Source organism: Hymenobacter edaphi (assembly GCF_003258365.1).
Taxonomy (GTDB): Bacteria; Bacteroidota; Bacteroidia; order Cytophagales; family Hymenobacteraceae; genus Solirubrum; species Solirubrum edaphi.
Genome location: NZ_QHKM01000002.1, coordinates 693,513 through 704,267, shown reverse-complemented (window position 1 = coordinate 704,267; position 10,755 = coordinate 693,513). Strand labels below are relative to the sequence as shown.

General features: G+C 61.5%; 10 protein-coding genes and 1 rRNA gene. 1 reads left to right on the top strand and 10 read right to left on the bottom strand.

Translation table 11 applies throughout. The features are described from left to right. The 4 genes from DLM85_RS10415 to DLM85_RS10400 all read right to left on the bottom strand — a co-directional run. Nucleotides 1-123, bottom strand: a 16S ribosomal RNA gene (locus DLM85_RS10415); the annotation flags it as partial. Nucleotides 124-914: 791 nt separating this feature from the next. Beyond that, nucleotides 915-2,207, bottom strand: a complete 1,293-nt coding sequence (locus DLM85_RS10410; RefSeq protein WP_111478031.1) for a serine hydrolase — start codon at nt 2,205-2,207, stop codon at nt 915-917. Nucleotides 2,208-2,258: 51 nt separating this feature from the next. Next, on the bottom strand, nt 2,259-3,467 hold the full coding sequence (locus tag DLM85_RS10405; RefSeq protein WP_111478030.1) for a hypothetical protein: 1,209 nt from the start codon (nt 3,465-3,467) through the stop codon (nt 2,259-2,261). Nucleotides 3,468-3,553: 86 nt separating this feature from the next. Beyond that, nucleotides 3,554-4,915: an APC family permease gene (locus tag DLM85_RS10400; protein WP_111478029.1), complete on the bottom strand. Its 1,362-nt coding sequence runs from the start codon at nt 4,913-4,915 to the stop codon at nt 3,554-3,556. A gap of 166 nt (nt 4,916-5,081) precedes the next feature. On the opposite strand from DLM85_RS10400, the gene DLM85_RS10395 reads away from it, so the two are divergent. Then, on the top strand, nt 5,082-5,831 hold the full coding sequence (locus tag DLM85_RS10395; RefSeq protein WP_111478028.1) for a hypothetical protein: 750 nt from the start codon (nt 5,082-5,084) through the stop codon (nt 5,829-5,831). A 24-nt stretch (nt 5,832-5,855) separates the two neighbouring features. On the opposite strand, the gene DLM85_RS10390 is transcribed toward DLM85_RS10395, so the two are convergent. The 6 genes from DLM85_RS10390 to rpmH all read right to left on the bottom strand — a co-directional run bounded on the left by DLM85_RS10390 (nt 5,856) and on the right by rpmH (nt 10,629). Then, nucleotides 5,856-6,365 (bottom strand): DUF2480 family protein, encoded by a 510-nt coding sequence (locus tag DLM85_RS10390; protein WP_111478027.1) that lies wholly within the window; start codon nt 6,363-6,365, stop codon nt 5,856-5,858. Nucleotides 6,366-6,736: 371 nt separating this feature from the next. Further along, nucleotides 6,737-7,432 (bottom strand): tRNA (adenosine(37)-N6)-threonylcarbamoyltransferase complex dimerization subunit type 1 TsaB, encoded by a 696-nt coding sequence (tsaB, locus tag DLM85_RS10385; RefSeq protein ID WP_111478026.1) that lies wholly within the window; start codon nt 7,430-7,432, stop codon nt 6,737-6,739. 130 nt (nt 7,433-7,562) lie between these two features. Then, on the bottom strand, nt 7,563-8,213 hold the full coding sequence (locus DLM85_RS10380; protein ID WP_133257006.1) for a hypothetical protein: 651 nt from the start codon (nt 8,211-8,213) through the stop codon (nt 7,563-7,565). Between the two features lie 14 nt (nt 8,214-8,227). Next, nucleotides 8,228-9,931, bottom strand: coding sequence for a S41 family peptidase (locus tag DLM85_RS10375; protein ID WP_111478024.1), 1,704 nt, complete (start codon nt 9,929-9,931; stop codon nt 8,228-8,230). A gap of 29 nt (nt 9,932-9,960) precedes the next feature. After that, on the bottom strand, nt 9,961-10,404 hold the full coding sequence (locus tag DLM85_RS10370; protein ID WP_243635919.1) for a ribonuclease P protein component: 444 nt from the start codon (nt 10,402-10,404) through the stop codon (nt 9,961-9,963). 66 nt (nt 10,405-10,470) lie between these two features. Beyond that, a complete protein-coding gene (rpmH, locus tag DLM85_RS10365; protein WP_078014902.1) occupies nt 10,471-10,629 on the bottom strand; it encodes a 50S ribosomal protein L34 in 159 nt (52 codons plus the stop codon). Between the last annotated feature and the right edge of the window lie 126 nt (nt 10,630-10,755).

Sequence of the window (10,755 nt, the reverse complement as noted above, 5' to 3'; positions counted from 1 at the left end):
TAGGCAGATTGCCTACGCGTTACGCACCCGTGCGCCACTATGGTATTGCTACCACCGTTCGACTTGCATGTATTAGGCCTGCCGCTAGCGTTCATCCTGAGCCAGGATCAAACTCTCCATTGTAAAAGTTTGTTTGCTGCATGAAAGCAGCGATTGTCCTAGCAATCTTTTGTCGTGGCCTCTCCGAAGAAAGGCGAACTGACCGGATTGGTTTGTTCGTTTCGCTTGGTTCACCATTCCCCGTTTCACAACGAGTAGCGGCTACTACCTTGTCATTTTCAACACTCTCTCAAAGAACGTTCGAACACCGGTTGTGTTCGTAGCGCCGCGCTGCTCGCGGCGTTGTTTTCGTTTCGGGTTGCAAAGGTAAGAAGCTCTTCTTCTTCTTTCCAACCCCGGAGCAACTTTTTTTTCGCCGACCCGTGCTTTCTATTTCGTAGCCGGTTCGCGTTTCGAACCGGGCTGCAAAGGTAGCAAACTCGGTCGCCACTTTGCAAGTTCCAAGCCCAGGTTTTTTTCTGGTCGCTCTCGGCAACCGGCCGTTTCACAGCGAAACGGAGGGCAAAGATCGGAACTTCTTTCCTTTCGTGTCAAGACCGCAACCACCTTTTTTTTCGCCGCCTGCTGTCCTCGCCACCTCCTGCTGAAGCGGGGTGCAAAGGTAGCATCATCGCTTCGAAAAAGTCAAGAGAGTTGAAAGAATTTCTTTCGCTCTTGTTGGCTTGGCTGGTCTTGATTTCAACCATCAAAGCAGCTTACCAGAGCTGTTTTGGCCATCCGCGTCTCGGATTGGGAGTGCAAAAGTGGCAGGTTGATTTTGCATTTGCAAGCCTCAGGGAACACATTTCCATGATTGCGCCCCTCGCCAACTAGTATGACCCTGATTTTCTGGCTGCTACTACGCTTAAATGTTTTCACCGCTCCGCTGGAGTCGGCAATGAGAGCCGAAAGGCCCGGGGCCGTTGTTGCTCTAACCGATAGACGGCTTGCCCCAGCTGAGCCAGGAATGGAAGCCCCAAGGAAGCGTATTCGTATTGGCCATCGTTCAGAATACCATCGGCGTTGAGATACAGCACGGCGCTCAGCATGAATTCGGCACCAGTCTGCTCATCGGAGAAGTAAGCGCAATCGGCAAGGTAGCCGTGGGACATACCGACGATATTATAGATACGGAGGCCTGGCTGCGGCGGGGCTTGCCGCTGGCGTCCGTAATAGAGGTACTTCTTATAAGAAGGGAAGTAGCTGGAGGAGGCGTAGGCGCGAAAACCGGAGCCCTGGGGGGTGGCGCCCAGGTGATAACGTAGAAAGGCCAGATCGGCGGGTGGTAAGCCGGAGTTTGAGCCCAATGAATTTGTGCCCGGAAACAGAACGGAGCGTAGCAGGTCGTTGACGACCTGCAAGGGCAAATAGTTGGCCGTGGTGAAATCGTAAGGCTGCCGGATCAGCTGCCGGCCGGTGTAATAGCCCTGCCCCTTGCGGATACGCCCCAACGGATAACCCAGCGGTGAGGAATTGCACGCGGCAGCCTGACTATATACAATAGAGCCAGACGCCTCGTGAAAGGTAACGGGATTGGTGCAGCGGTTAGCGGCCGTGTCGCACGGAGCGAAACGGCGCGTGATGCGCACCTGCGGATAGCCAAGGGCCCGGAGCTGCTCGTGCAGGTATTGCTGGCCGAGGAACTCGTAGAGGCGGTTGTAGGCCTGATTGTCGCTGACCAGCAGCATACGCTTTATATAGTTGCCCACGCTGGCGACCCGGTCGGAATCGGCGGGCGCGGCGAAGGGCACGGCGGTCTGGCAGCGGCCGGCGGTACCGGTGGCCATAATGGTCCGACGGGTAAGAGCCGGCACCCGCTGGCGAAGCTGGTTGAGCTTCTGCAGCGAAAGAATGGCGACGGGCAGCTTGACCAGGCTGGCTGGGTTGAAGTAGGCCCGCTCGTCGAGACGATAATCGTACTGAGTGAAACGGGGCTGGCCGGCGGCGTCGCGGTCGATGCGGGTGTAGATGACCTGCAACTCGTACTTATCGGCCTGGCGCACCACGGCCGCCAAGCCGGGCGTAGCGCGCAACAAGCTGTCCAGCGGATCTTGGGCTTTGGCGGGCAGCTTAACGGCAACGGACTTAAGCGGCGACAGACGGCCCGAAAAACCGCCTATCGTCGCTGCTGCCGCTACGCCAACTGCAACAAACCGAAGCAATATCATGCGCAGGAAATACCAGTTTGTACCACGAGCGTTTTTTTATACTCCTTAAGACTAGTTTATCGGGTCGGTCCGGCGCTTGGCCAGCAACAGATTGGAATCGTTGACGCGCCAGTTATAGCCGGTGCCGAAAGGCAGCGGGCGGGGCTTGTTGACGGAGTCGCGGTACGCCGCGGTGAGCGTGGGCTGATAATGCTTGGCAAACATCGGAATCGGCCGATGATAGGTGCCGTAATGGATGAACTGCCAATCGGTGGGCTGAAAGTACTTCAGGGCGATGCCAGAATCGTCCTGCAGCACGTAGCGGCTGCGCTCCAGAATCAGGTTGCGCACCTGGCTGAAGTAGGGCTTGTGCATCAGGTAGGTGGCCGACTTGACGTAGGTAGTCAGCGGGCCGAGGCTGCGGGTGTACTGCAGGATGGAGGCCTTGGTTTGCCCGAGCCTCCAGTCGCTAAGGTCGGCGGAGAAGTAGTACACCTTCTGCGCCTGCCCATCGGCGGCGCGCATGCCTACTTCGACCCCGGGAACGAGCCGGGCCTTCGCATCGACGGAGTCGGCGGGCACGGCCTTGCCTTCGGGGGTGAGGCGGATATAGCGTACGTCGGTAATCTGGTGGTGGGTGCGGGCCGCAAAGAGCATGAGTAGCGGCAGCGAGCCGTCCAGCTCCAGGGACTTCAGGTCGACGGCCATGCTGTTGGTGCGGAAGAAGCTAAAACTCAGCACCGACCACAGGGAGGTTTTGATGGCGTTGTAAAGCTTCGGGCTTTCGAGCGAAGCCTGTCCCGGGACCGTACCAACGGGCTCCAGGCCCACGAGCACGTAGGTATTGCTCCGCGGAAATACGGTGACGGCGTTCAGCAGATCGGGGCCGCTGAACGGGTAGAACACCACGGGGCTGGTGCGACGGACGGAATCCAGCTCCTGGCGGGCCCAGCCCTCAATTTTGTCGGTACGCGTGGCGTCGTAGCTGGCCCAGCTCTTGTCGGCGTCGGCGGCAAAGCGCTGCCATTCCGGTTTGGCGGTGAGGCTACGCAGGCCGGACGACTGCTTGACGGGCATGCCGGCCAGGTAAGCCGCCACATCCTGCAGATCGGACGTATCGGCCGGCGCGGACGCGGGAGCAGGCGCGGCGGCGACGACGGCCGAATCGGGGGCCGGGGCGGCGGGCGCAGCCGACTCGGTGGGCGCGGATTTGCGTTCGGAACAGGCAACGACGGTCAGCAGAGCAACCGGGAGCAGCCAGCGACGGAGGAAAAAGGTCATGAGCAGCAGCAGGCAATTATCGGCGGGAAAGATAAGCGCCCGAAACGTTATCCGGCTTGCCCCGGGCAGGCCCCCGCGGCAGCCGCTCAGCTGGCCCGGCCGGCGTTGGGCTGCTCCTCCCCTACCCGCGCCGCCGGCCGGCGCCCGGCGCCGAGCACCTGAATGATGGCATACACCACCAGCCCGGCCAGCACCGTGCCGAGCCCCAGCAAGGATTCCTCGTACTTGTCGCGCAGCAGAAATACCAGCGTCCAGCCGTTGAGCAGCAGGAACAGCAGCGGCGTGAAGGGGTAGCCCCAGGTGCGGTAGGGGCGCGGCAGCTCGGGCTGCCGGAGGCGGAGCACAAACAGGCCCAGCACCGTCAGGAAGGTAAACAGGTTCAGCACGAAGCCGGCGTAGAGCAGCACTTGCTCAAACGTGCCGGAAATGATGAATACCACCGTCAGCAGCGCCTGAAACAGCGTGGCGCGCACGGGCAGGCCGCGGCGGCTGCGGCGGGCCAGCCAGTGCAGGGCGGGCAGGTCTTCGCCCATCGTCTGAATAATGCGCGGGCCCGCGAAAACCATGGAACTGACCGTGGATATCAGCAGCCCCGCAATGGCGGCACCCATAAACTTGCCCACGGCTACACCAAAGATCTGGTTGGCGGCCAGAAACCCCACTTCCAGCTGCCCCGCCAGCGTATCGAGCGGGGTAGTGCGCAAAAACACGTAGTTCAGCACCACGTAGAGCAGGGCCACCAGGGCCGTGCCGCCGAGCAGGATGCGCGGCAGGTTGCGCTGGGGCTGCTCGACTTCGCCGGCCATGTACACGGCCGCATTCCAGCCCGAATAGGCGTATGAAACGTAAATCAGCGACACGGCAAAGGCGGGCGTGAGCAACTCGCGCCAGTCGGCCGCGGCGGGCACGAAGCGCAGCGGCTGCGGCTCGGCCAGCAGGCCCGCGCCGATGAAGAGGATCAGCAACGCCACTTTCAGCACCGTAACCGCCACCTGAAACCGGCTGCCGACCTGGCTGCTGATCAGGTGAACGGCCGTGATGAGGAGCACCACGGCCAGGGACAGCAGATTGGCGTGCACGTCGGGCCACACGCTTTTGGCGTAGCTGCCCAGGGCAATGGCGGCCAGGGCCGTGGGCGCCGCGAAGCCGACCGTGGCCGATACCCAGCCCGAGAGGAAGCCTACGGCCGGGTGGTAGATGCGCGAGAGGTAGTGGTACTCGCCGCCCGAGCGGGGCAGCGCCGCCGCCAGCTCGCCGTAGCACAGCGCCCCGCACAGCGCAATGACGCCACCCACCAGCCACAGCATCAGCAGCGCGAAGCCGCTGTGGGTGCCGAGCACCTGAAACCCCAGGCTGGTGAAGACGCCCGTCCCGACCATATTGGCCACGACAATGGCCACACCGGTGTAAAAGCCGATTTTATAAACAGAGGGACGGGGCTGCGTCATCGAAAAAGGCGCTGATAGACTGCGATGTTAAGGAGCTTTTCGTTAATTCAGCCTTGATTGCCTGATGCAAGCCCGTGCTGAGCGCGGCCTGGCCCAGCCGTTTCCTCAGCGGCACCCGGCCAAGCGCCGGCAAAACCTTATCCTTTGCTCCCCCACCCGAAGCTGTATGAAACTACTCGCCTCCACCGCCCTGCTTATTGGTATATCGGCCGGATCGGCTGCGGCCCAGCAGCCCATAAACGTCACTTTGCCCGGCACGACCTCGGGCGTCAGCCTGCGCCCGAGCGACAAACTGGAAACGCAGCTGCAGGGCAAAATGGACCACGCCTACGGCAACGCCTGGCGCCACCTCGAAGGCCAGCCGTTTGTGCAACGCAGCTGGCAGCCGGGCGAGATTGTGATGAACAACAAACAGCGCCTCGGCGACTTGCTGCTGCAGTACGATGCCTACGGGCAGCAGCTGCTGGGCGTGCATAAGGGCAAAACCGATACCCTGCTGCTCGACCACAACAGCGTGCAAAGCTTTGTGGTGAAAGACGAGTTGAGCCCCGACCGGCTGCGCACCTTCCGGCGTTTTGAAAATGCGGTCCGCCCCGAACAGCGGCTCAACTACGTGGAGGTGCTGCACGCCGGCCACTACAGCCTGCTGAAGCACCACGGCCGCCAGCTGCACCGCGCCAGCGACGCGCAGGCCCTGAACGGCGACACCAACAACGACCGGATAGCGGAGGTGTATACCTACTTTCTGAGCCGGCCCGATGGTACGGCCGTGCCCGTGAAGCTGAACGCCAAGTCGCTGAGTGGGGCCGCGCCCGAGCTGGCCGCCGCCATCAAAGCCGCGCTGGCCAGCAAAAAAACCGATAACACCGAAGCCGGCATGGCCTCGCTGCTCGACAGCGTCGACAAAGCGCAGTAAGGCCAGGCCAGCGTACGGCCCGGGCTAGGCTTTGGGGCGCTTGTAGAGCGGCACGGTGCTGCACGGCTCGCCGTACATGATGCTGCTCGTGACGGGCAGCAGCTTCTGCATGATGGCCACGTAGGCGTACGTCGGCACCGGGTCGGTGCCGCAGCCTTTGACCACCAGCTTGGCGTCGCGGTAATCCTCGGGGTTGAGGCTGGCTATGGCTTCGTGGAACAACTCCTGCTCCAGCGCGTCGAGGCCGCCGAAGACGTAGCGGTGGGCGTGGCCCTGCAGCTTGGAGGCCAGCAGCATGTAGGCCCAGGTGGGCACAATGGCATCGGCCGAGCAGACGATGGCCACGTTCTTGCCGTCGTACTGGCTCCAGTCGTGGGTTTTGATGAAGTCGCGGAAGTCCTTTTCGCGCAGGATCAGGCCGTGGAAGAGGTTGTCCTTGATGTCGTACACGACCCGCTCGCCGGGGTGCTTCAGCTCTTCCAGGTTGAGGCTGGTGAGGGCACTCTGCGCGACGCGGTTGATGATTTCGTCCATGGTAGTAGTAGCAATGACGGCGGCCGCAGCGGCCGTTGCCGGTAAAACAACGTCGGCGCGGTTTCGTTCGGCCGCTCTTCCGGCTGCAAAATTAAGCTCCCCAACCGTCTCCTGACCAGCCGAGCCCGAAACGACCTTCAGAGCTTCCACCGGGCCAAACATTGCTCTTGGGAAGGTTCCTAACTGACCGGAGAAGGTTCCTAACCCTCGCAGGCAGCTTCTGATTGCTCGTGGGACCGTCTCAAAAGCTTGCGGGGAGGTATTGGAAGTTCAGGGGAACGTATCCAAAGCCCGCGCTACCCCCTATCGAGCCCCAGCGGGGAAATACCGGCAGCCCGCGCTGCAGTAGCGGCCGGTCGGGCCACCGGGGGCTACCCCTGCGCCGCTTTGGGCGTGGTGGTGTAGACGTCCTTCAGGTAAAACGGCTCGTAGTAAGCCACGTCCTTGAACTCCCCCCGGGCAAAGGCGGCCTCAGCCAATTGGGCCACGGCAATGGCCGAGGGATGCACGTCGGCCACAAATAGTGCATTCGGATTGTCGGCTACCAGGGGCTGAAACTTGGCCGCGCCGCTGCCGAAGAACACCACCGGCCCTTCGGCTAACTCAGCGGCCCAACTGTCGGCGTCGAGGATAACGGGCGCGGGCGCCCGCCATTCCTGCCCATCGGCCGCATACAGGGCCGCGTACACCTCCATGCGCCGGGCATCGAGCAACGGAGCGAAACGGTAGCGCGCCGCGCCCGGCACCTGCCGCGCCACCTGATGCGCCAGCGCCGGCAGCGTGCCTACCGCCAGCAGCGGCAGCCCCAGCGCGTAGCACAGCCCCTTGGCCGCCGCCGCCCCGATGCGCAGCCCCGTGTAGGAGCCCGGCCCGTCGGACACGGCCAGAGCGGAGAGCTGGGACAGAGCGTAGCCGGCGTTGCTGAGCAGCTGCTCGATGAGCACGGTCAGGTGCGAGGAGTGCGATTTTTCCAGGCGCAGCTCCGAGGCAGCCAGCAGGGCGCCGTCGAGCGTGAGGGCTACGGAGCAGACGGGCGAGGAAGTTTCGAGGGCGAGAATCAGGGGCATCGGTGCAAAATTACGCGACCCAAGGCATTGCCACGCTGTTCAGCACCCAGTACGGTATGGATATGCGGCAGCTGCGGCTCACAAGTAGCGGCTTCATGGGACGGTAAGCAGGAAGCAGGAAGCAGGGTTGTTAGTGGAATCGTTGCGGCACGAGGTAAAACCAATCGACCAGGGCATAATTGGTGCTGCGCAGTATCAGGTAGAAATACAGCTTGTTGTCGGGGCTGATATCCCTTGGTTCATCTGGCCGGACAGTCGACTTGACCAGCGTAACTCGGATGGCGCAAAAGTCGCCCTGGCAGCGTGCTTCGCTTACGCCTAGCAGAACATGGTCGGCGTTCAGTCGGCGTCCCTGCGGGGCCAGTAATTCTACCAGCCGCTGATCCAGCAATGCGTTACACGTAGCGCAGTCATCCGCTGCTTTTTCCGTATCAACATATTTATACAGCCGCACTTTGGAGCGTTCCGACTTTCCATTCGCGTCGCGGTATTGATACCCATAAATATTATCGGGGCAGAAGCACGGACTGTCCAGCCGTCTTTCCGGCTTGATGCGGCGGCGTTTACCAGCGTCGTTGTAGAGCCAATCCCCCGGTCCATCTTGGCTTATAGCTGGCAGTATCCGCCGACGCAGATGCGTGAGAACTGCCCGCCGGATGGCCGTTGGCTGAGCTTGGGCATACGCCGAAGTAGCCATTAGCCAGATGCCCGCCCATGTCAAAACCTGCTTCATCAGGGCCAAAAACGCGGAAAGCAGACCCGTCACCGGATCTGCTTTCAAAAAAGGCAATCGATCTACTGCTTGTTGCTCGGTACCCCGGAGCCCTTCATGGCGCTGGCCGACTTACCGCCCGGCTTGAGCAGCGAGTTGTAGCGCGGCTGGTCGTTGAGCACCTGAATGGCGGCCAGGATGTTGGGGTCGTCGTCGAAAGTGGCTTCAATGCCGCCGCGCTGAAAGTAGTAGCGCGACACGATTTCCTGCTCCAGCAGCTCCCGGATTTCGGGCTTGAAGCGCGTCAGGTCGTTGGCCTTGTTGACGGTGACCTTCTTGCGGATGCCTTCCAGCTCCGCCTTCACGTCGTCGTAGTGCTTTTCGTCCTTGGTCTGCGTAATCAGGCTGGTGAGGGCCTTTTCGGCGGGCGTGGAGTAGTTGATGTCCTTGCCCTGCAGCCACTGCACGAACTTCTGGTACTCGGCATCCGAGAGCTGAAACTCGCGCGAGGGCGGAATGCTCTGGTGCTCGGCCCGGTAGCGGGTGGCGTAGTCGAACAGGTAGTTTTTCTGGATAAGCACCCGCGTAATGGCGGCCACTTCCGGGTCTTTCACGTCCACGTCGGGGGCCACGCCGCCGCCGTCGTACACCACGCGGCCGGCGTGGGTTTTGAAGGCCGTGCGCAAGGAATCCGGCACCTTGCCCAGCGTACCGTCGTCGGCGCGGTGAGTGTAGTCGATTTCCTGGATGCAGCGCCCGCTCGGAATGTAGTACTTGGCGGTAGTCACCTTCAGCTGCGAGTTGTAGCTCAGCGGCCGGGTGGCCTGCACCAGGCCCTTGCCGAATGTCCGCTCACCCACCACCACGGCGCGGTCGTAGTCCTGCATCACGCCCGTCACGATTTCGGAGGCCGAAGCCGAGCGGTTGGAAGTGATGATGGCCAGCGGAATCTGGGTGTCGAGCGGCACGTCCAGGGCCTTGTAGGTCTTGTTCCACTCCGTCACCTTGCCTTTGGTGCTGACGATGTCGAGCCCCTTGTCCACGAACAGGTTGGAGATGTTCACGGCCTCGTTGAGCAGGCCGCCGGGGTTGTCGCGCAAATCGAACACGATTTTCTTGGCGCCCTGCTCCTTGAGCTTGGCCACCGCCGTGCGCACCTCGCGGGAGGCATCCACGGTGAAGCCCGAGAGCTGGAAGTAGCCGATATCGGAGGTCAGCATGCCGTAGTAGGGCACGTTGTCGACCTGAATCTTGTCGCGGGTGATGTTGATTTCCACCGGGGCATCCTGGCCGTAGCGCGTCACCATGAGCTTCACGGTGGAGTTGGCCTGGCCCTTCAGCAGCTTGCTGATGTCCGAGTTGGTCTTCTTGTCCATGCTGATGCCGTTGATGGACAGGATTTCGTCGCCGGGCAGCAGGCCGGCCTTCTGGGCCGGAAAGCCTTCGTAGGCCGTCTGCACAATGGTTTTGCCGCTGCGCTTCACCACCACCGCCCCGATGCCGCCGTACTGCCCGGTGGTCATCGTGCGGAAGTCCTCGATGTCGTCCTCGGGGATGTAGTTGGTGTACGGGTCGAGCGACTTGAGCATCGCGTCGATGCCGGTCTTCATCACCTTGGAAGGCGCCACGTCGTCGACGTAGTAGGTATTGACTTCCTTGAAGAGCGTGGCGAAGATGTCGAGGTTCTTCGCTATTTCGAAGTACCGCTCACTGTCGGTAGCCGACTTGAAGGAAAACAGCAGGGCGGCGCCGGCCGCGAGGCCGAGGGTAGTTTTGCGGACGTTCATAGGGGGCAGTAGCTGTACAACACAGACACTTATACCGCGGAAGAAGTTGCGCTGTTCGGCGCCCCTCCGGTTTCGGCAGTGTGTAGCAAACGCGCTAGCCCTGAAATTAATTTATTCTGCACGACGGCGAAAGGCTTTTTTTCCTTTCCCGTGTAGATAATGGCCAGCTGCCCCACGCGGTGCCCGCCCGGGTGCTCGGTGAGCCGGTATTTATTCAGCCGATACGCCTCGCGCACGAGGCGCTTGAGGTAGTTGCGGTCGACGGCCCGCTTAAAGGTGCGCTTCGACACGCTGACGAGCACCTGCGGGGGCGTCTGGGTAGGTTCGGCCAGGGGCAGCCATACCAGACGCAGGGGGTACAAACCAAAAGAAGAGCCCTGGCCGAAAAGCTCGGTGATGAGCTTTTTACGGCACAGATGCTCTTCTTTCGAAAACGTGTAAGCGCGCGCGCCCGGCATGAAAACTCGGGGCACGGCTGTGGGGTGTTGCTGAGTCGGCAGGTCAGTCGGCCTCAGCAAGCCAGCCGTGCGACGGTGCTGTTAGCGCTTGTGTTTGTGCTCGTCCGAAACGGTGAGCTTTTTGCGACCTTTTTTGCGGCGGGCGGCGAGTACGCGGCGGCCGTTGGCAGACTCCATGCGCAGACGGAAGCCGTGCTTGTTACGGCGCTTGCGCTGCGAAGGCTGAAACGTTCTTTTCATGACGGGGCACGGTTATGTAAGGCCGGCAAAGGTAAGGACTTATATCGGAAAAGGCAATCCTTAATTCCAGCAAGCGACAGAAAGTTGCACCAGGGCAGCCGATTACGCCCCGCGCTGCCCATTTCC